The organism is Burkholderia lata, from assembly GCF_902499025.1.
Taxonomy (GTDB): domain Bacteria; phylum Pseudomonadota; class Gammaproteobacteria; order Burkholderiales; family Burkholderiaceae; genus Burkholderia; species Burkholderia lata_C.
Window position 1 is genome coordinate 118,532 of record NZ_CABVPW010000026.1, and the last position, 16,087, is coordinate 134,618.

At 63.0% G+C, this 16,087-nt stretch carries 22 protein-coding genes and 1 tRNA gene; 13 read left to right on the top strand and 10 right to left on the bottom strand.

Annotated elements, in window-relative coordinates:
• Positions 1 to 73: 73 nt before the first annotated feature.
• Entirely contained in the window at positions 74 to 469 is a 396-nt protein-coding gene (locus BDI24065_RS25205) for a hypothetical protein (RefSeq protein ID WP_174918278.1), read from the bottom strand.
• Between the two features lie 188 nt (positions 470 to 657).
• On the opposite strand from BDI24065_RS25205, the gene BDI24065_RS41635 reads away from it, so the two are divergent.
• The 6 genes from BDI24065_RS41635 (at position 658) to BDI24065_RS25240 (ending at position 4,102) form a co-directional block, all read left to right on the top strand.
• Positions 658 to 1,845, top strand: a complete 1,188-nt coding sequence (locus tag BDI24065_RS41635) for a hypothetical protein (RefSeq protein WP_438820033.1) — start codon at positions 658 to 660, stop codon at positions 1,843 to 1,845.
• A 59-nt stretch (positions 1,846 to 1,904) separates the two neighbouring features.
• A complete protein-coding gene (locus BDI24065_RS25220; protein ID WP_438820034.1) occupies positions 1,905 to 2,165 on the top strand; it encodes a PAAR domain-containing protein in 261 nt (86 codons plus the stop codon).
• 136 nt (positions 2,166 to 2,301) lie between these two features.
• Positions 2,302 to 2,769, top strand: coding sequence for a hypothetical protein (locus BDI24065_RS25225; RefSeq protein WP_175033540.1), 468 nt, complete (start codon positions 2,302 to 2,304; stop codon positions 2,767 to 2,769).
• A 214-nt stretch (positions 2,770 to 2,983) separates the two neighbouring features.
• Entirely contained in the window at positions 2,984 to 3,274 is a 291-nt protein-coding gene (locus tag BDI24065_RS25230; RefSeq protein WP_175033541.1) for a DUF2622 domain-containing protein, read from the top strand.
• 203 nt (positions 3,275 to 3,477) lie between these two features.
• A complete protein-coding gene (locus BDI24065_RS25235) occupies positions 3,478 to 3,774 on the top strand; it encodes a hypothetical protein (protein ID WP_175033542.1) in 297 nt (98 codons plus the stop codon).
• Positions 3,775 to 3,970: 196 nt separating this feature from the next.
• A complete protein-coding gene (locus BDI24065_RS25240; protein WP_175033543.1) occupies positions 3,971 to 4,102 on the top strand; it encodes a DUF4224 domain-containing protein in 132 nt (43 codons plus the stop codon).
• Positions 4,103 to 4,177: 75 nt separating this feature from the next.
• On the opposite strand, the gene BDI24065_RS25245 is transcribed toward BDI24065_RS25240, so the two are convergent.
• Positions 4,178 to 4,630, bottom strand: a complete 453-nt coding sequence (locus tag BDI24065_RS25245; RefSeq protein WP_175033544.1) for a hypothetical protein — start codon at positions 4,628 to 4,630, stop codon at positions 4,178 to 4,180.
• Between the two features lie 461 nt (positions 4,631 to 5,091).
• On the bottom strand, positions 5,092 to 5,334 hold the full coding sequence (locus BDI24065_RS25250) for a hypothetical protein (RefSeq protein ID WP_175033545.1): 243 nt from the start codon (positions 5,332 to 5,334) through the stop codon (positions 5,092 to 5,094).
• 35 nt (positions 5,335 to 5,369) lie between these two features.
• On the opposite strand from BDI24065_RS25250, the gene BDI24065_RS25255 reads away from it, so the two are divergent.
• The 3 genes from BDI24065_RS25255 to BDI24065_RS25265 are packed head-to-tail and all read left to right on the top strand — an operon-like array spanning position 5,370 to position 6,404.
• Entirely contained in the window at positions 5,370 to 5,732 is a 363-nt protein-coding gene (locus tag BDI24065_RS25255; protein WP_175033546.1) for a hypothetical protein, read from the top strand.
• Complete coding sequence (locus BDI24065_RS25260; protein WP_175033547.1) at positions 5,729 to 6,190, top strand: hypothetical protein; 462 nt, start codon at positions 5,729 to 5,731, stop codon at positions 6,188 to 6,190. The genes BDI24065_RS25255 and BDI24065_RS25260 overlap by 4 nt, the downstream gene beginning before the upstream one ends.
• Positions 6,132 to 6,404, top strand: coding sequence for a pyocin activator PrtN family protein (locus BDI24065_RS25265; protein WP_175033548.1), 273 nt, complete (start codon positions 6,132 to 6,134; stop codon positions 6,402 to 6,404). Before BDI24065_RS25260 ends, BDI24065_RS25265 begins: the two co-directional genes overlap by 59 nt.
• 109 nt (positions 6,405 to 6,513) lie before the next feature.
• On the opposite strand, the gene BDI24065_RS25270 is transcribed toward BDI24065_RS25265, so the two are convergent.
• The 7 genes from BDI24065_RS25270 to rph all read right to left on the bottom strand — a co-directional run bounded on the left by BDI24065_RS25270 (position 6,514) and on the right by rph (position 11,326).
• Entirely contained in the window at positions 6,514 to 6,723 is a 210-nt protein-coding gene (locus BDI24065_RS25270) for a hypothetical protein (RefSeq protein ID WP_175033549.1), read from the bottom strand.
• A gap of 13 nt (positions 6,724 to 6,736) precedes the next feature.
• Entirely contained in the window at positions 6,737 to 8,020 is a 1,284-nt protein-coding gene (locus BDI24065_RS25275) for a hypothetical protein (RefSeq protein WP_175033550.1), read from the bottom strand.
• A gap of 107 nt (positions 8,021 to 8,127) precedes the next feature.
• Positions 8,128 to 8,484, bottom strand: coding sequence for a hypothetical protein (locus BDI24065_RS25280; RefSeq protein ID WP_175033551.1), 357 nt, complete (start codon positions 8,482 to 8,484; stop codon positions 8,128 to 8,130).
• Between the two features lie 101 nt (positions 8,485 to 8,585).
• Positions 8,586 to 8,673 (bottom strand) — tRNA-Ser (locus BDI24065_RS25285).
• 44 nt (positions 8,674 to 8,717) lie between these two features.
• Positions 8,718 to 9,932 carry a radical SAM family heme chaperone HemW gene (gene hemW / locus BDI24065_RS25290; RefSeq protein WP_175033552.1) on the bottom strand — a complete coding sequence of 405 codons (1,215 nt, stop codon included), beginning with the start codon at positions 9,930 to 9,932 and terminating at the stop codon, positions 8,718 to 8,720.
• A gap of 34 nt (positions 9,933 to 9,966) precedes the next feature.
• Positions 9,967 to 10,593, bottom strand: a complete 627-nt coding sequence (rdgB, locus tag BDI24065_RS25295; protein ID WP_175033553.1) for an RdgB/HAM1 family non-canonical purine NTP pyrophosphatase — start codon at positions 10,591 to 10,593, stop codon at positions 9,967 to 9,969.
• A gap of 1 nt (position 10,594) precedes the next feature.
• A complete protein-coding gene (rph, locus tag BDI24065_RS25300) occupies positions 10,595 to 11,326 on the bottom strand; it encodes a ribonuclease PH (protein ID WP_174941386.1) in 732 nt (243 codons plus the stop codon).
• Between the two features lie 173 nt (positions 11,327 to 11,499).
• Between rph and BDI24065_RS25305 the strand changes: the two genes are divergently transcribed.
• The 4 genes from BDI24065_RS25305 (at position 11,500) to BDI24065_RS25320 (ending at position 15,805) form a co-directional block, all read left to right on the top strand.
• Positions 11,500 to 12,423, top strand: coding sequence for a YicC/YloC family endoribonuclease (locus tag BDI24065_RS25305; RefSeq protein ID WP_175033554.1), 924 nt, complete (start codon positions 11,500 to 11,502; stop codon positions 12,421 to 12,423).
• Positions 12,424 to 12,429: 6 nt separating this feature from the next.
• Complete coding sequence (gene gmk, locus BDI24065_RS25310) at positions 12,430 to 13,113, top strand: guanylate kinase (protein ID WP_174968530.1); 684 nt, start codon at positions 12,430 to 12,432, stop codon at positions 13,111 to 13,113.
• A gap of 58 nt (positions 13,114 to 13,171) precedes the next feature.
• Positions 13,172 to 13,375 carry a DNA-directed RNA polymerase subunit omega gene (gene rpoZ, locus BDI24065_RS25315; RefSeq protein WP_006025620.1) on the top strand — a complete coding sequence of 68 codons (204 nt, stop codon included), beginning with the start codon at positions 13,172 to 13,174 and terminating at the stop codon, positions 13,373 to 13,375.
• Between the two features lie 63 nt (positions 13,376 to 13,438).
• Positions 13,439 to 15,805, top strand: coding sequence for a RelA/SpoT family protein (locus BDI24065_RS25320; RefSeq protein ID WP_175033555.1), 2,367 nt, complete (start codon positions 13,439 to 13,441; stop codon positions 15,803 to 15,805).
• Positions 15,806 to 16,087: the final 282 nt, after the last annotated feature.

The following is a 16,087-nucleotide window of genomic DNA, read 5'->3' on the forward strand; positions in this document are numbered from 1 at the left end:
GCTCAGTTGGCGCGCGAGGCCCGGCGCGAACGCACGCGCCGTTTCGACGGGCGGCGTTGCGCGCGGCGCTGCATCATTGTTTGCAACGGGCGTCCTTGCGCTGCACGACGATGATCACGGGGTATTTCTGGCCGTGGTCGAGCTCCACGCGTGCCACGACGGTCAGCGTCGCCGGATCGGAATCGTCGTACACGCTGACCTGTTCGTTCCGGAGATAGGTCACGCCGGTGCAGTTCGATGTGCGTCCGTCGTCGCCCACCTTGCACTGGAGGTCGTTGTCCTTCACGTAGTTGTAGGGCGACGGGCTCGCGAGGTATTCGCTCAAGCCGCGCGGCGAGCCGCCGACGCCGGTTACGTAGGCGATCGCGCACGACGCTTGCGCGTCGCTGCCGGAGGCGGTGTCGGCCGTCGCCTGCGTGCTGACGGCAACCAGCAGCGCGGCAAGCGACGAAACGATGAAGGGCTTCATGACGTGGGTTTCCCGTTTCGCGAATCGGAGCGCCGGATTGTAACGGCATCCGGCGAGGCGCGTCCGGAAGTGAGGGCACGGCCACGAGAGTGGTCGACTATTTGACAGTAGAATCGCGGCGCTGAGAGCGCCAGCCACCATCTGGTGAAAAAACGACGGCAAAAGAAGCAATAAAGGGATTGGAATGAGTGCGCAGGAAATCGTGTGGGCGCTTCAAGGGAGGGCTGATCCAGCAGGACCGCCTGCTGAAAGTCGACACTCCGCTTGGGCCCGACGTGTTGTTGCCGCAGCATGCGGCCGGGCTTTCGCAGATCGGCCGGCATTACGACTTCACGCTCGATGTGCTGTCGACGCGCAGCGACGTCAAGCTGAAGAGCCGGATTCCAGACGGCAGCAACGAAGTACGACGGGTTGATGCAGGGGCCCAGGAGGCAAGTCATGCTCGATTATCTCGGAACGATCAAGAGCTGGGGCGACAGACCCGATACCTGATGAAAAAGACTCATTTCCTTGTACTGATCCTCGGGGCGCTCCTGCTTGGCGTCGTACTCGCATCGCACAACGGGAACGCCCGCTCAACCCTCGACAACCGCAACGGCATGAATTCATCACTTACAGTTATCCGGCTCGGCGATCCCAAGGACTCCGATCTCAACGGTCCGGGCGCGTCCGTCGACAATCATCCGTCAGGTACGAGCTTTTATCAGCATGACTGGATGCGCGGCAATCTCGGCACGGTGAAGTTCATGCAGGGGACGCATGGCTTCGTGCTGGACAACGTGCTGTCCGCGGTGGGTTCAGCGGACAAGGATGTGCCGGGCGGCATCTACACGTGGAATATCAATTTTGGCGTCAGCCCCGAGCAGGCCGACACGCACGAGGCCGCATTGGCGCGCATGACGAAACTGTTTCAGGATCTGCGCGCGAACGGCTGGGTCCGGTACATCGACGTCAGCAGTCCGCGCCTGACCGGCAAGCAGGCGTGGGACTACATGAAGACGTATTCGATTTATTCCCTCGATTCCGCTTACACACCGACGATCGAGGAGTGGAAGGCCGCCGTGAAGGAAATGCCGAGATGGGTGTTTTATGCAGATGGCGCCTATCTGGAGATTTCGCTGTCGGAGAAGAACATGGGCGGCTTTGTCGGGAAGACGACCTATCTTCTGACGGCTCGCATCAGGAACGAGTATGCGTTCTACGGGCTGGGGTATTTCCGCGGGAACGCCGAAAAAATTCGCAACTGGAAGACGCTGTTGCCCGCGGAACTGCAGAAGTACCACGCGAAGCGCATCGCTACCGAGGCTGCCCTGAAGGGGCAGGGCTATACGATCGACACGGCCTACCAGGATCCGCCCATCCAGGCGTTGAAGTGACGTGTCCGCCCATTCTTGACGAGGTGATGCAGGTGATGCGAGCAACAGTAGGCGGGAAGGTGCAGATCGTGGTGGGCGACACGACCAGTCATGGCGGGCGGGTGATTTCCGGCAGCCCTTCTTCGACATGGGGGCGCGAGGCGATTCCGATCGCGCGCCAAGGCGACAAGGTGACCTGTCCGATCTGCGCACCTCATGTCTTCGAGATCGCGGAGGGTTGTGCGAACAGTCTGGATTTCGGTGCGCCGGTTGCGCTGGAAGGGCACACGACGACGTGCGGCGCGGTGCTGCTGGCCCAGCCCAGCGGTGCCGAGTCGTGAACGGCACCGTCGATTGCGCGTGACCACGCACACGAATCGTGTCGACGATGCACCGTGAGCAGCGCAGGCGGATGGGACGACTGCGACGACCGCGCACACGACGGCCGTGACGGCCGACACGACGGGAATCTCGGCGATGACGGCTGCAGTCACATCCGCTAAGGCGGCGCTGGCGGCATTCACCGCATCGCTCGCGGCGGGCGCTGGCGGCGCAGGTAGCCCGCTGTCGGGGTTGCTGGGTAGTCTCGGTAGCGACGATATGGCCGGCGCGTTCGGATTCACAGCTACCGGCGTGACAGGGTCAGCTGGGGCAGTAGCGGTGGGCGCGATGGCGGATACTGGCTCGACCGGCTTGTCGGCGCTCATGGGGCTTGGCCTGGCGTCGTTCGACGTCGGTACGCCGTTCGTGCCGAACGACATGATCGCGCAGGTCCACCGCGGCGAAGCGATCGTGCCGGCGCACATGAACTCGCCGTGCGCGTCCGGAAACGTCAGCGTCTCGAACCAGTTCGTGATGCCTGGTGGCACTGACCTGCGCACGCAGAGCCAGATCGCGGCGATGGCTGGTGCATCCATCTCGCATGCCATGCGGAGGAACGGTTAGCCGCTGCTTTCAACGTGAGTGTGTCGGCGCTGCCGGTCCGAATCGACGCCGGCGCGGTACGCACCTTCGATCTCGATCCAGTCGACGTTATTCACTGCCATTCCATTTTCCTATGCGCATGAGGGTTTACCCGTTATTGATCAGGAGAATCTCGCCTCCATGTGCAGTCGGACAGCCAACTGGATGTCGTCAACCACAAACTGAGAGACCAGCGATGCCCTCATTCACCACACGCGTTATCCTCCACGGCGTTCGTGAAGACGAACAGGCTTACACCGATCTGCACGTAGCCATGAAAAAGGCCGGCTTCAGCCGCACCATCAAAGGTGGCGGCAAGGAATATCATCTGCCGCCCGCTGAGTACGATTTCGACGGCGCCATAACCAAAGCGCAAGTTATCGACAAGGCCAAGGCGGCCGCGCTGAGCGTCCATGACGACTTTGGTGTTCTCGTCACCGAAGCGGTCACGAGTGGTCAGATGTGGGTGGGCCTCAAGGAGGTGTGACCGCTCGGTTCTGCAGCCTGAAACGCCTAGGGTGACGCACGACGCTCTTGAATAAAAAAGCCCGCAGCCGGTTTCCCGTTGCGGGCCAACTCCGGTCCGAAGACCTGAGAGAAGGCAGGGTTTACGCTGATCCGGCGCGGCTGAATCCACTTTCCGTGCCCCAACGTGTTTGGATCGGCATGTGCCGATCTAAAGGAAAAAGCATGGACACCAGTAAGTACCCGCAGGATCTACTCGAGCGAGCAGCAGCATATGCAGATGACGCGTTGCTGACCGCCATCCTGAAACACATCTCCGAAAATCGACCAGAAATCGTACAGCTCATCGTCGAAGACGCTATCTCGCGCGTGCCTCCCGGTGAGGAATTCGAAGGCGAGAAATCGTTCAACGCTCTGGCACGCGAGTTGTTGCAAGATCGTATGAATCGCGTTGTGAAGGAATTGACGCCACCCAGCAACATCGAAAGTGGCTTTCCGCGTACCGTGAAGAAAGGCTACTGATACGGCCGCTTGAGGCGCCCCTCAGACGCCCCTACAGCGTCTACAGGAGCCCCTTCAGCTTGGCGATCAGTGCTTTCGCGTCGTCCGACAGCGGCAGGCCCGGCGCGCCGACGATCGCGCGGCGCTCTACGGCAATCAACGCGGCTGAGATCGTCACTACGCCTATGATCAAACAGTGGTCGAATTGGGAGGACCCATGGCAAACGATCTCTTGACCGCCGAAGAGCTGGAGCAGATCACTGGCAAGAAGCGCTACTCTGGGCAGGCGGCCTGGTTCAAGGCGCAGTTCGACGTCGACCTGCCTCGCCGTGGCGACGGCTGCCGCTGAACCTCCCGATCTCCCGCGGCCGCCGATTTATCAGGCATCCGGAAGACGGAAGTAACCGGAGTGATCGAGCTGTCGTCATCGGCTCCAATTTGGTTGCGGACGTCCCAATGCGATGTCGTAGATGTTTTCGAGTGCGATGGCCTCGGCAGCGCGAAATATCGGGCACTGCTGCGAGTTGAGCTCGCCGAGGAGGTGCCGATGCAGACCTGCAGGCACCGCGAACCCCCGGACGTCGCGCGCGCCTTGCGCACCCTGGCGGCAGAGCGGGCATAGAGCGCGCGGCCAGCGCGGGTCGCCCATCTCTGCGCCGGGGCGGACCTGAGCGGTCTCCATCACTGCCGTCAAGGCAGCACGTCGCCAGGTTTCGAGCTGGACGTCGTCGCGAACACCCAGGTACCCGCCCAGTAAGCCCATCGGATCCATGAGATCGATGAGGCTCTCTCGCGTGAGGAACAACGCGTCTCTGAGCCGCCGGTTTTCGCTCTTGAGCCGGTCGAGCTCAGACGGCTGCCGGTAGACGGGCAGCACGGGAGCTATTCGTTTGGATGGCATCTTGACGTCCTCGACGAGGGATTGCCGGACTGGCTACCAGGCGGCCGTTCGTACAGGTGATGTTAAGGGGTTTCAGTGCGGGCCGGCACTTGACTCGCCACTATTCGCGGACTACAGCGGAATCCCCGCAGAGACGACAGCGGCTCGGGTTTGGCGACCTGATCAGTCATCGGCGCAAAGAAGCCGCGCCGTTATTCGCGCGGCTTTTGTTTTTGCGCTCGCCTTTGCATGCCTCCAATGGGCGGGCCTGGGCGGGGAGACCTACGGGTCTGCCGGTATCCGATGACGCCGGTTCGCCAACCCTGCTTAGCGCCCGCTCACCCGTTTGGCGACGGGAAGCGGGAAACAACCGCACAGTCATCGGAGGTCGCATCATGAGCCAAGTTCTCGCTCGTCCCGAGCAATCGCAATCCCCCCTCGAAATCATGCAAGGAGCCTCAGCCGCGCTGTGCGGATCGCTCGTATCCGCACGACTGGCAGCGGTAGTAGTCACGCTCGACACCCATGTCCCCGAACGTCGGATCCGGAGCGGTCCGATCTAGGCCGAACGTCAGGCCGTGGCACTTTGGGCATTCGTCGCGCTTGGGCGCGCTCGCGCCCGACTGCTCAAGCAGTTCGACGCGCTTTCGGAGCGCTTCTACTTCGCTGCGCAGACTCACCATCTGCTTGTAGATCGGCAACTGCTCGATCAGCTTTGCGAGGTCCCCGAGGGAGATTGCCGTGGACGCTTAAACCCATCAAGGTCCAGAAGCGGCCGCGCGCGATCCTGCCAGCCCGATCGGCGCTCGACTGGCTCGGAGCCGTTGACGCGCAGGGCCGGCCGGCTGTGCTCGAGGGCATGCTGTCTTGCTACGTCGAGATGAATCGACTGCGTGAGGAGTGGCTCGCCGCACACGAACGACTCCCTGGGGACGTGTTCGCGATTGACGGACTGGAGGCGCGTGCCGCTCAGGTTGTCCAGAGCATGCGGGACATACGTGCTGCCGTTGACCTTGGCGCGAAGACCATCGAGGCAACGCGAAGCGATCTTGCGGCTCTTCGTTACGTCCTGGCGTCGGTCGAGGGAGTGGCGACATGATCGGCGAGATTGTTCCGGCCACCGTCGAGCACGCCATTGCCATGGCGCCGCGCGCGCGTGAGGCCGAGGTCCGCGAGTTGCGTGATTCGGCCGGATTGTCGGTATTGGACGTCCTGATCGGGGAACTGGCTCGCTCAGCGTCTGCGTGGTCATGGGTCGTCGATGGCGAGGTCGCGTGCATGTTCGGGCTCGTGACGCCGACGAGGATCTCTGGTAACGCGTTTCCGTGGTTTTTGTCGTCGTATCTAATGGACCGACACGCCCACGCTTTCGCGCGCGCGTCGCGCTTGCTGCTGCCGGAACTTCTGGAGCGGCACCCTCGGTTGATAGGCATGGTTGACGCGCGCTACGCACTGTCCGTGCGCTGGCTCACGTGGCTTGGTGCTCGGGGGAAGGGCGATGAACACTTGGTACATTTTGATGGCCCAGTACGGCGCAATGGCCGTCGTGCCCATTGATCTCGTCTGCCGCGACTACTTCTCGCACCTGACGCCCGAGCAGCTCGTGCGCAAAGTCGGTCTCGGCGAGATTGCGCTGCCTCTCGTGCGCATCGAGGGATCGAAGAAGTCCGCCAAGGGTGTCCACGTCGAGGATCTGGCCAAGTGGATCGACGCGCGGCGTGCGGCCGCGGTCAAAGAGTGTGAGCAGCTTTGCGGGAGGGCATACCGCTGACGGCGGTTTGGAGGGTCGCCCGGGCAACGTCAAGGGCCACGGAAGCTGGCCACCAAACACAAAAATGGCCGCTATCCAGCGGCCATCGTCATCTCACGAGGTGAACAAATTAACGGGATAGGCTTGCGATTCGTTTCAGGCTGACTCGTCCGTACAGGTCGGCGTCAAACTCGCGCCGAAGCGCGGCATATGCTTCGGTATAGTCTTCAGTCGGCTTGTTCTGGGGCTGAGGCTGGCTAGGATGAACGAACGGGTTGGCATGCTCCTGGCGGAGCAAATCCATAAAGTCGTCCGGAGAGACAACAGTCGGTTCAGTCATAGTGGCCCGCTCGTTAGTTGGTCTGACGTGCAAAATAGCGCGGATTCAGGTCCGCACGGAAGTAGTGTTTCCGCTTGATCCAAATCAACCCTTCGGCGCGTGTAATAACTGCCACATCAACGGGACCGCCAACGGATTGTGTACGCTGCGTCACCTTTTCTTTCAAAGATTCTAGCATGACGAGCGTTTCTGCCAACTCCGCCATCTCGCTTGGAGGCAGACCAGAAATGACCGACGTGAGGGGAGCATAGTGGGAATCCCAAGTCTGCTTGGCCCACGCCTGCGAAAACTCGTTCTGCACTTGTTGTAGGCGCTGGGTTGCTGCGTCAGCATCGGCCGGCGCAAGGTTTAGACCCGCGAGAAGGTTGCCCGCGTGCTCTTTGAAAAGCCCCGTAACTGTGCTGAACACTTCCGGTGCGAAGCCGGACATGAACGTTTGAACCATCGACTTCTTTGCAAACGCGTCGATGAGAGCGTCAACGTTGTGGTCGATAGCTTGATGTGAAACTGGATCTACGATAAGGCGGTTCAGTAGAAACCCGTAATACCGGACCTCGACGTATGACGGGAGGTATTCTTTGTCCCCGTAGCCAGCGACAACGATCCCGGTATACAGGTCGTCGAAGTGCCACATATAAAACCTGTAGAGGGACTCGATCACGAGATCCGTAAAGGCATCGGCATCGATATTTCCCATCAAATGATGGTGCGCTCCAGGAGCCTGTAGGTAATCGGCAATCTCTTGGATCAGCCAGTCAGCTTGACTTGCCTTCGCGTCGACCAAGTCCTGTTCGGTAAAGTGTTGCGCTAGGGGCATCGATGCATTCAAGGCGCTCTCAGTGCCTACGAACTCGCGCATTGCTGCCTGCAACTCATTGGCGTCTCCAGGCAGCCTTAGTCTCTCGTTCGATCCGAGTGCCTTGTTGAGTAGCCGGAAGAAGGCCCCAGCGGCAAGCTGTCTGAAGTGTTTTTCGCGGAGAGCCGGGGGGAACAATGCGTCGTGGCCTCGGATGTAATCAGCCAACGCTGAAGCATATTCGGACAGGGTGTCGCGGCGGCCATTCTCGACCTCATCGCGGAACGATTTGATGATTAGTTCCCACGGGATGTCTTGCAGGTCGGCGGTGTTGTAAAGCATCGCGCCGACGGGGGCCGCCCTTGTCAGCTGGAAAATCTTGTTGGCCCCAGTCGCGTAGGTGCGCTGCTGAGCGCTGCCAGTGAGGGCGGTGTAAGTTACTGCACTGTCGGCGGCTAACGCTACGGCAAGCCGATTCAGGACGGCTACTTCGCACGTCATTTGTTCCCCCGAATCGCTATTTGTGCTGCGAGTCTATCGCGACGGTTGCGCGCTGGATCGCTTGTTCGCCATGCGCGGCGTCGCGAGCAGACTGAGCGGCGTCAAAACTATTCCGCGTCGGGGTCCTCGCCGATCGTCTCGAGATTCGCGCCTCGCAGCCCGTTACCGCCAGTAATGAGCACCGAAAAGCGTTCGGCTGACGTGGCGATGATTGCCGCTGCTTTGGCTTTTTTCATGGCCTTGGCTCGTGCGTCGTCACCATCGTCTGCTTTCAGGTCAATGGTGTACTCGCCGGGCGGCAGCTTTTTCTTCTCGTCTTTTTGGTTGACGAAGTACCGCAGATACCCACGTGCGTGCATTTCAGCATGCAGTGTCTTGTACTCTTCGGCGTCGGGGGAGTGCTCTTTGGTTCGCTTGTCGTCCTTGTGCAGCACGACGCGGGCGGTCAACGTATAGCTTGGCATTTCGTGCCTCCGGCGGCAGAAATACGACTTTCGTTTTGGGCGGGCTGTTTGGCGGGTAGCAATCCCGTCTATTCCAGTGAGCCTTGTCCAGTAAGGCTCTCTGGCGGAAGCGGTGAGATTCGAACTCACGGACAGTTTCCCGTCGCCGGTTTTCAAGACCGGTGCCTTAAACCGCTCGGCCACGCTTCCACACGAGGCGGCATTGTAACCGAAATGCCGCGTCGTTCATTCCTTCAATCGTCGCGCAGGAACAATTCCTGCAGGTCGTTGAGGAAACGCTGGCCGAGCGGCGTCGGTGCGATCTGCGCGAAATCGCGCACGATCAGCCCGCGTTGCTCCGCTTCCTGCAGCGCCGGCTCGATCGTGCTCATCGGCAGGCCCGTGCGTTCGGCGAAGCTGTGCACGGGGAAGCCCTCGACGAGCCGCAGCGTGTTCAGCATGAACTCGAACGGCAGGTCGCGCGCACCGACTTCACGCTCTTCCTGCACGGCCGTGCCGGCCATCGCCTGTTCGATGAAGGTTGCCGGATGCTTGTAGCGTGCCTGCCGCAGGATCCGGTTCGGGAACGACAGCTTGGTGTGCGCGCCCGCGCCGATCCCGAGATAGTCGCCGAAGCGCCAGTAGTTCAGGTTGTGCTTGCACTGATGATTCGGCTTCGCATACGCGGACACTTCGTAGCGCCCGTAGCCGGCCTCGGTCGTGCGTGCGTGGATCCACTCCTGCATGTCGGCCGACGCGTCGTCGTCGGGCACGACCGGCGGAAACTTCGCGAACAGCGTATTCGGCTCGAGCGTCAGGTGATACAGCGACAGATGCGGCGGCGCGTACGACAGCGCGGTCTCGATGTCGGTACGGCATTCGTCGAGCGTCTGGTTCGGCAGCGCGAACATCAGGTCGAGGTTGAAGTTGTCGAAGTTCTTCGCGGCGATCTCGACGGCCGCGCGTGCCTGCGTGGTGTCGTGAATCCGGCCGAGCGCCTTCAGGTGCGTTTCGTTGAAGCTCTGGATGCCGACCGACAGGCGATTCACGCCGCTCGCGCGGAACTGCGCGAACTTCGCGGCCTCGAACGTGCCCGGATTCGCCTCGAGCGTGATCTCCGCATCGGCGTCGAGCGGCAGCAGCGCGCGCACGTCGGACAGCATCCGGTCGAGGCCGGCTGCCGACAGCAGGCTCGGCGTGCCGCCGCCGATGAATACCGTATGCACCTGCCGGCCCCACACGAGCGGCAGCGCCTGCTCGAGATCGGCGCGCAGCGCGTCGAGATACTCGGTTTCCGGAAACCGTTCGCCTTTCCACTCGTGCGAGTTGAAATCGCAATACGGGCACTTGCGCACGCACCACGGGAAATGCACGTACAGCGCGAGCGGCGGCAGCGACGTGAGCCGCACCTGGCCGGGCGACGTGAAGGTCGCGACGACGCGTGCGCCGGTTTCCGCGGCCTGGCTCATGCAACCTCCGAGGGCGAACGGGTATCGGACATGCTCATGCTTCCTCCGCGAGCCGCGCCAGCAGCGCCTTCAGCGCCAGCGCGCGATGGCTGTGCGTGTTCTTCACGTCCGGTTCGAGTTCGGCGGCCGTCGCGCCGAGCGACGGCAGGTAGAAATACGGGTCGTAGCCGAATCCGTGCTCGCCGCGCGGCGTGTCGACGATCTCGCCCGCCCAGCGTCCTTCGGCGAACAGCGGCTCCGGGTCGTCCGCATGGCGCACGAGTGCGAGCACGCAGCAATAGTATGCGCGCCGGTCGTCGATGCCACGCAGTTGCTCGACGAGATACGCGTTGTTCGCCGCGTCGCCCTTGTCGCGGCCCGCGCGCTGCGCGTAGCGGGCCGAATAGACGCCCGGCGCGCCGCGCAGCACGCGTACGCACAGGCCCGAATCGTCGGCGATCGCCGGTAGGCCGGTGAGCCGCGACGCGTGGCGTGCCTTCGTCAGCGCGTTCTCGATGAAGGTGCCGAACGGCTCGTCCGCTTCCGGCACGGCAAGGTCGCCCTGCGGGACGATCTCGATGCCGACCGTCGAGAACAGCGCGGTGAATTCGCGCAGCTTGCCGGCGTTGTTCGATGCGAGAACGATGCGCGACAGCGGTGCGATAGTGTGGTCGTCCGGCATGTCAGGCGCCCAGCACGTCTTTCTGGAGCTGCACGAGCTCGGCGATCCCGCCTTGCGCGAGGTCGAGCAGCGCGTTCATCTCGGCGCGCGAGAACGGCACGCCTTCGGCCGTGCCCTGGACTTCGACGAAGCCGCCGGCGCCCGTCATCACGACGTTCATGTCGGTGTCGCACTGCGAATCTTCCGCGTAATCGAGGTCGAGCACGGGCGCGCCTTCGTATACGCCGACCGAGATCGCGGCGACGTGGTCGGTGATCGGCGAGCGCGTGAGCTTGCCGGCCGCGATCAGCTTCGACACGGCGTCGTGAGCGGCGACGAAGGCACCGGTGATGCTCGCCGTGCGCGTGCCGCCGTCGGCCTGGATCACGTCGCAGTCGATGTGGATCGTGCGCGGGCCGAGCGCCTCGAGGTCGAACACCGCGCGCAGTGCGCGGCCGATCAGGCGCTGAATTTCCTGCGTGCGGCCGGTCTGCTTGCCGCGGGCGGCTTCGCGGTCGCTGCGCGTGTGGGTTGCGCGCGGCAGCATCCCGTATTCGGCGGTCAGCCAGCCTTGCCCGCGGTCGCGCAGGAAGTCGGGCACGCGTTCGGAGACGCTCGCGGTGCAGAGCACCTTGGTGTCGCCGAATTCGACCAGCACCGAGCCTTCGGCATGTTTCGTGTAGTGGCGCGTAAGGGCGACCTTGCGCAGTGCGTCGGCGCGGCGGCCGCTCGGGCGGGAAACGGAGGACGTCATGTGGGAATCGCGGAACGAGAGGAAACCCCGATTTTAGCGCCGAACGGCGGGCGTGCCCGGCGGGGTGGTCCGCAAAAATGGGATAATGCGCGCTTCCCGCCCCGCGCTTGACGATGCGCCGGGCGCCTCGACATATCCCCGCCCGAGAGGGCACCCAGACGGCGAGACGAACCATGATCTACAGCATGACGGGCTACGCGAGCGCGACGCGCGAACTCGCGACGGCCACCGGCAACGGCGGCACCAGCGTGTCGGTCGAACTGCGCACCGTGAACTCGCGCTTCCTCGACCTGAATTTCCGGATGCCGGACGACGTACGCGCGTGCGAACCCGCGCTGCGCGAAATGCTGATGAACAAGCTGTCGCGCGGCAAGGTCGACATCCGTATCAACCTGCAGCGTGGCGAGCAGAGCATCGGCGCGGGTGCGCTGAACCAGTCGGCGCTCGGCCAGCTCGCCGAGCTCGAACGCTCGGTGCTGGACACGTTCCCGGGCGTCGGCCGCCTGCGCGCGGGCGAGATCCTGCGCTGGCCCGGCGTGATCGCCGAGAGTGGCGTGTCGGCGGACGCGATCCGCGACGCGGTGCTCGCGTGCGGCAAGGAAGCGATCGGCGAGCTCGTCGTCGTGCGTTCGCGCGAAGGTGCACAACTGGCGACGATGCTGCTGTCGAACGTCACCGAGATGGAAGCGATCGTCGCGCGCATCACGCCGCTCGTGCCGGAGCTGATCGCGAAGCACCAGCAGAAGATCGTCGAACGGCTGCAGGAGGCGCTCGGCATCGCGGCGCCCGAAGGCAGCTCGACGATCGTCACGCGCGAGGAAGCCGCGGAGCGCATTCGTCAGGAAGTGACGATGTACGGGATCCGGATCGACATCGCGGAAGAGCTGTCGCGGCTCACCGCGCACCTGAACGAAACGCGTCACGTGATCGAGAAGGGCGGCCGCGTCGGCAAGCGTCTCGACTTCATGATGCAGGAACTGAATCGCGAAGCGAACACGCTCGGCTCGAAGGCGGCGGCGAAGGAACTCGCCGACGCATCGATGGCGCTCAAGCTGTTGATCGAGCAGATGCGTGAGCAAGTGCAAAACCTGGAGTAAAGCCACATGACCCAACCCACCCACGACGGCCACGCCGCGCATTCGCTGCATGGCGGCGTCTATCCCGGCAACCTGTTCATGGTCATCGCGCCGTCGGGCGCCGGCAAGTCGACGCTCGTGAATGCGCTGCTGTCGAAGGACCACGACATCTGCCTGTCGATCTCGTACACGACGCGCAAGCCGCGCCCGGGCGAACAGGACGGCCGGCACTATCATTTCACGACGGTCGAGGATTTCCGCACGCGTCACACGGCGCATGAATTCCTCGAGAGCGCGGAAGTGCACGGCAACTACTACGGCACGTCGCGCGTGTGGATCGAAGAGCAGATGAAGAACGGCCACGACGTGCTGCTCGAAATCGACTGGCAGGGCGCGCTGCAGGTGAAGAAGCAGTTCCGCAACGCGGTCGGCATCTTCATCCTGCCGCCGTCGCTCGACGCGCTCGAGGAGCGCCTGAAGAAGCGCGGCCAGGACGAACCGAACGTGATCACGCGCCGCCTGCTGGCCGCCGGTAGCGAGATCGCGCACGCGTCGGAAGCGGAATACGTGGTGATCAACGAGAATTTCGAGCGTGCGCTCGCGGAGCTCGAATGCATCGTCGCAGCGACGCGCCTGCGCTTCGCTTCGCAGTATGCGCGACACACGGAGCTGTTCATCGAGCTCGGCATCCATCTGCCCCACGCGGAATGACGCGGGGGACGAGGGACATAAGGTAGAATAAGGACTATATTCAGAAGGAATTACCAACATGGCTCGCATTACCGTCGAAGACTGCCTGAAGCAAATCCCGAACCGCTTCGAACTGGCGCTCGCCGCCACCTATCGCGCGCGGCAGCTCGCGCAAGGCCATACGCCGAAGATCGAAAGCCGTGACAAGCCGACCGTCGTCGCGCTGCGCGAAATCGCTGCCGGCCAGGTCGGCGTCGAGATGCTGAAGAAGGTGCCGGTGTAACGCGCATCCGGCCCGTTCCAGCCATGTAATCCACGCGCGCAACGACTCGACCTGGAGGCGAATATGAGCACCACCCCATCGTCCGCCTCCGCGGATTCGACCACCGAAGCCACGGCCCAGTCGCCTGCGCGCCAGTACATCGACGCGGTCCTCGAACAGTCCTTCCGGCATCTGTTCGGGCCGACCGCCACACCGGAGCAGCCTCGCAAGCACGGCGTCGTTTCGATCGCGAAACTGACGGCCGCGCTTGCCGAGTATCTTCCTCCGGAAGAAATCAAAGAGGTCAAGGCGGCGTTCCACTTCAGCGACGAAGCCCACCTCGGTCAATATCGCCAGAGCGGCGAACCCTACATCACCCATCCCGTCGCCGTCGCGGAAATCTGCGCCGGCTGGAAGCTCGACGCGCAGGCCGTCATGGCCGCGCTCCTGCACGACGTGATGGAAGACCAGGGCGTGACCAAGAGCGAGCTGGCCGAACGGTTCGGCCCGAAGGTCGCCGAACTGGTCGACGGCCTGTCGAAGCTCGACAAGATGGAATTCCGCAGCCGCGAGGAAGCGCAGGCGGAAAACTTCCGCAAGATGCTGCTCGCGATGGCACGCGACGTGCGCGTCATTCTCGTCAAGCTCGCCGACCGCCTGCACAACATGCGCACGCTCGGCGCGGTGCCGATGGAAAAGCGCCGCCGCGTCGCGCGGGAAACGCTCGACATCTACGCGCCGATCGCGCACCGCCTCGGGTTGAACAACACGTATCGCGAGCTGCAGGACATGAGCTTCGCGAACTTCAACCCGCATCGCTACGCGACGCTCGAGAAAGCCGTGAAAGCCGCGCGCGGCAACCGCCGCGAAGTGATCAGCAAGATCCTCGAGGCCGCGCAGCGCGCGATGGCCGATGCGAAGATCGATGCGGAGATCACCGGCCGCGAAAAGACGATCTACAGCGTGTATCGCAAGATGCGCGACAAGCAGCTGTCGTTCTCGCAGGTGCTCGACGTGTACGGTTTTCGCGTCGTCGTCGACAGCCCGCTCGACTGCTACACGTGCATCGGTGCGCTGCACGCGCTGTACAAGCCCGTGCCCGGCAAGTTCAAGGACTACATCGCGATCCCGAAGATCAACGGCTATCAGTCGCTGCACACGACGCTCGTCGGCCCGTTTGGTGCGCCGATCGAGTTCCAGGTGCGCACGCGCAAGATGCACGAGATCGCCGAGGCCGGGGTCGCCGCGCACTGGCTGTACAAGAACGGCAGTGCGGATCTCAGCGACGTGCAGAAGCGCGCGCACCAGTGGCTGAAGTCGCTGCTCGACATCCAGAGCGAAGCCGGCGATTCGAGCGAATTCCTCGAGCACGTGAAGATCGACCTGTTCCCGGATGCGGTCTACGTGTTCACGCCGAAGTCGAAGATCATGGCGCTGCCGCGCGGTGCGACGGCACTCGATTTCGCGTATTCGATCCACAGCGATCTCGGCAACCAGTGCGTGGCCGTGAAGATCAACAACGAACTGCTGCCGCTGCGCACCGAGCTGAAGAGCGGCGACATCGTCGAGGTGATCACTGCACCGTATTCGAAGCCGAATCCTGCATGGCTCGGCTTCGTGCGTACCGGCAAGGCCCGCTCGGCGATCCGTCACTACCTGAAGACGATGCGCCTGAACGAGTCGGTGCAGCTTGGCGAGCGGCTGGTCGACCAGAGCCTGAAGGGCTACGGTCTTGCGCTGGCCGATGTCGAGCCGGAAGTGTGGGAGAAGCTCGTGCAGTGGACGGGCAACAAGAGCCGTCAGGAAATCTTCGCGGACATCGGCCTCGGCCGCCGCGTGGCCGCGGTGATGGCCAAGCGCATCGAGGTGCTGATGAGCGGCCGCGATGCGGACGACGATCTGCCGAAGTCCGAGCGGCACCCCGCGCACCATGCGCCGCCGGTCGTGATTACCGGCACCGAAGGGATGTCCGTGCAGTTGTCGGCGTGCTGCCGGCCGATTCCGGGCGACGCGATCATGGGCTACATCGGCATCGGCCTGGGGATGGCGATTCATACGACCGATTGCCGCGTGGCGCAGCGTATTCATCGCCGCGATCCGGGCCGCTGGATCGACGTCGAATGGGCACCGCAGCCGGGCCGCCTGTTCGATGTCGCGGTGAAGGCGCTCGTGAAGAACGCGAAGGGCATCTTTGCGCGCGTGGCGGCGGACATCACGTCGGCCGATGCGAACATCGTGCATATCGCGATGGACGAGGATCTGACGCACGAGTCGACGGTGCTGCGCTTCGTGATCCAGGTGAGCGACCGCGTGCATCTCGCGAACGTGATGCGGCGCGTGCGAACCAATCCGGACGTGATGCGGATCATGCGCGAGCGTTCGACCGACGACGGTGCGCATGCGCGCCACGACGGCGGCATGCGCATCGAGCGCGAGCGGCAGGATTATTGACGCTTGGCCCGAGAGGCAGGCGATCGATCGACGGCGGCCCATGGCCGCCGTTTTCATTTGTGCTGCCTGGAAGCGTGAACGTGCGGCGTCGTGGCCCGCGTTCTTCCGAAAAGGGCCGTCACGCAACCGTCCGTGACCGTGCCGCGAGCGAGGGAAGTGGAGGCAGAAAAGAAAAAGGGCTTTCCCGGAGGAAAGCCCTTTTAAGGTGGCGCGGCTGGCAGGATTCGAACCCACGACCCCTTGGTTCGTAGCCAAGTACTCTATCCAACTGAGCTACAGCCG

Bases quoted from the DNA above. Each gene is read 5' to 3' on its own strand.
- rpoZ (WP_006025620.1), top strand. From the start codon at position 13,172: ATGGCTCGCATTACCGTCGAAGACTGCCTGAAGCAAATCCCGAACCGC.
- BDI24065_RS25270 (WP_175033549.1), bottom strand. From the start codon at position 6,723: ATGACTGAACCGACTGTTGTCTCTCCGGACGACTTTATGGATTTGCTC.
- rph (WP_174941386.1), bottom strand. From the start codon at position 11,326: ATGACGTCCTCCGTTTCCCGCCCGAGCGGCCGCCGCGCCGACGCACTG.
- gmk (WP_174968530.1), top strand. From the start codon at position 12,430: ATGACCCAACCCACCCACGACGGCCACGCCGCGCATTCGCTGCATGGC.
- BDI24065_RS25260 (WP_175033547.1), top strand. From the start codon at position 5,729: ATGATCGGCGAGATTGTTCCGGCCACCGTCGAGCACGCCATTGCCATG.
- BDI24065_RS25280 (WP_175033551.1), bottom strand. From the start codon at position 8,484: ATGCCAAGCTATACGTTGACCGCCCGCGTCGTGCTGCACAAGGACGAC.
- BDI24065_RS25240 (WP_175033543.1), top strand. From the start codon at position 3,971: ATGGCAAACGATCTCTTGACCGCCGAAGAGCTGGAGCAGATCACTGGC.
- BDI24065_RS25235 (WP_175033542.1), top strand. From the start codon at position 3,478: ATGGACACCAGTAAGTACCCGCAGGATCTACTCGAGCGAGCAGCAGCA.
- BDI24065_RS25275 (WP_175033550.1), bottom strand. From the start codon at position 8,020: ATGACGTGCGAAGTAGCCGTCCTGAATCGGCTTGCCGTAGCGTTAGCC.
- BDI24065_RS25230 (WP_175033541.1), top strand. From the start codon at position 2,984: ATGCCCTCATTCACCACACGCGTTATCCTCCACGGCGTTCGTGAAGAC.
- BDI24065_RS25225 (WP_175033540.1), top strand. From the start codon at position 2,302: ATGACGGCTGCAGTCACATCCGCTAAGGCGGCGCTGGCGGCATTCACC.
- BDI24065_RS25205 (WP_174918278.1), bottom strand. From the start codon at position 469: ATGAAGCCCTTCATCGTTTCGTCGCTTGCCGCGCTGCTGGTTGCCGTC.
- BDI24065_RS25265 (WP_175033548.1), top strand. From the start codon at position 6,132: ATGAACACTTGGTACATTTTGATGGCCCAGTACGGCGCAATGGCCGTC.
- hemW (WP_175033552.1), bottom strand. From the start codon at position 9,932: ATGAGCCAGGCCGCGGAAACCGGCGCACGCGTCGTCGCGACCTTCACG.
- BDI24065_RS25305 (WP_175033554.1), top strand. From the start codon at position 11,500: ATGATCTACAGCATGACGGGCTACGCGAGCGCGACGCGCGAACTCGCG.
- rdgB (WP_175033553.1), bottom strand. From the start codon at position 10,593: ATGCCGGACGACCACACTATCGCACCGCTGTCGCGCATCGTTCTCGCA.
- BDI24065_RS25320 (WP_175033555.1), top strand. From the start codon at position 13,439: ATGAGCACCACCCCATCGTCCGCCTCCGCGGATTCGACCACCGAAGCC.